The following is a 1,277-nucleotide window of genomic DNA, read 5'->3' as shown; positions in this document are numbered from 1 at the left end:
CGACGCCCCGGACTTCCGCATCACCGCCGGCAACGGCGTCGAGGTCGGCGCCGGCTGGAAGGCGGTCTCCAACGACGGCGAGGAATACATCTCGGTCAAGCTGGACGATCCAAGCTTCAATGCCCCGATCACCGCAGCCCTTTGGCCGGGCGAGAAGGACGGCGAATACGCCCTCATCTGGAACCGCCCCAAGCGCGAGGCCTGAGACCGCAACCCAAGGAGCCTCGTCGGACAAGGCGGGGCTCTTCTTCCTGTGCCGCATGGCGAAACCGGCCGCGGGCATCGAGCCCGCCTCCGGCTTTCCTGGTCTCGCACAGGGCTGGATATGGAGGCCCTTTTCGCCTATATGGATATTATGGATATTCTGGACAGAGGCCGCTATGAAATCATTCACCACCGCTGATCTCAACAAGCATGTCGGCGACGTGACCACCGCGGCACGGCGCGAGCCGGTGTTTATCACCCATCATAAGAAGCCGAAGTTCGTTCTCATGGCGATCGAGGATTATGATCGCCTGCGCGGCGAACAGGATCAACGTCGTGCCTTCTCGCTCGACACGATGCCCGGCGATATCGAGGACGGGCTGCTGGCACTTGCCGACTCCATCGAAAACGATGGCGCCAACGATGATTGATCCCGAAACCGGCCTCGTCATTTCCTATCATTATCTCTGGACACATCAACATGACCGCGGCGAGGAGAGCGGGCGAAAGGCGCGGCCCGCCTGCGTCGTTGTTCCCGTCACATCCGATGGCAAAAGCGTCGTCATCTTCCCTTTGACGACGAAGGAGCCGGGACCGGACCGGCTGGCAATCAAGGTACCCGATACCGAGCGCAAGCGTCTGACGCTGAGGGGGCGTGGCCCAACCTGGCTCATTCTCGATGACGCCAATGCGGACGTGCTTCCGGGGTCCTTTCACGTCGAACCTGTCAGCTACGACCCGCTGACGATCAGCTATGGCAAGTTCAGCAAACCGTTCATGGACCTGGTCATCAAGACGGTTGCCAACGCAATCCGTGCCAGGAAGATCCAGATCGCGAAACGCAAGCGCTGAAGTCGGCCGTTCTGAACGAACCTTTTCAGTACCAGGCCAAGCCGGGACTGACCTTGCGGATCGGCGAATAACGCGTCGACCATGCGCCGTTTTCGATCCTGGTGCAACGATGATGCGACCGAGGACGTCGGCGATGGCATCGAGGGCGGAAGCGGGCCTGCAGCGCTGACGAGGGCATGAGCATAGGCACGAATGTTGCGCAGCCTGATGGCGGATGATCG

The 1,277-nt window shown here is 60.9% G+C and carries 3 protein-coding genes; all 3 read left to right on the top strand.

Annotated features, from left to right (window positions below):
- Nucleotides 1-205: DUF736 domain-containing protein (locus PIB16_RS26620; RefSeq protein ID WP_271046676.1), on the top strand; the 205-nt coding region annotated here is incomplete at its 5' end.
- Nucleotides 206-380: 175 nt separating this feature from the next.
- Nucleotides 381-635, top strand: a complete 255-nt coding sequence (locus tag PIB16_RS26615; protein ID WP_192321131.1) for a type II toxin-antitoxin system prevent-host-death family antitoxin — start codon at nucleotides 381-383, stop codon at nucleotides 633-635.
- Nucleotides 628-1,056, top strand: coding sequence for a hypothetical protein (locus PIB16_RS26610; RefSeq protein ID WP_192321130.1), 429 nt, complete (start codon nucleotides 628-630; stop codon nucleotides 1,054-1,056). Before PIB16_RS26615 ends, PIB16_RS26610 begins: the two co-directional genes overlap by 8 nt.
- Nucleotides 1,057-1,277: the final 221 nt, after the last annotated feature.

This window comes from Agrobacterium sp. ST15.13.015, from assembly GCF_027871645.1.
In the GTDB taxonomy this organism is placed as follows: domain Bacteria; phylum Pseudomonadota; class Alphaproteobacteria; order Rhizobiales; family Rhizobiaceae; genus Agrobacterium; species Agrobacterium leguminum.
This window is presented reverse-complemented; position numbering and strand designations above follow the sequence as displayed.

Bases quoted from the DNA above. Each gene is read 5' to 3' on its own strand.
- PIB16_RS26615 (WP_192321131.1), top strand. From the start codon at position 381: ATGAAATCATTCACCACCGCTGATCTCAACAAGCATGTCGGCGACGTG.
- PIB16_RS26610 (WP_192321130.1), top strand. From the start codon at position 628: ATGATTGATCCCGAAACCGGCCTCGTCATTTCCTATCATTATCTCTGG.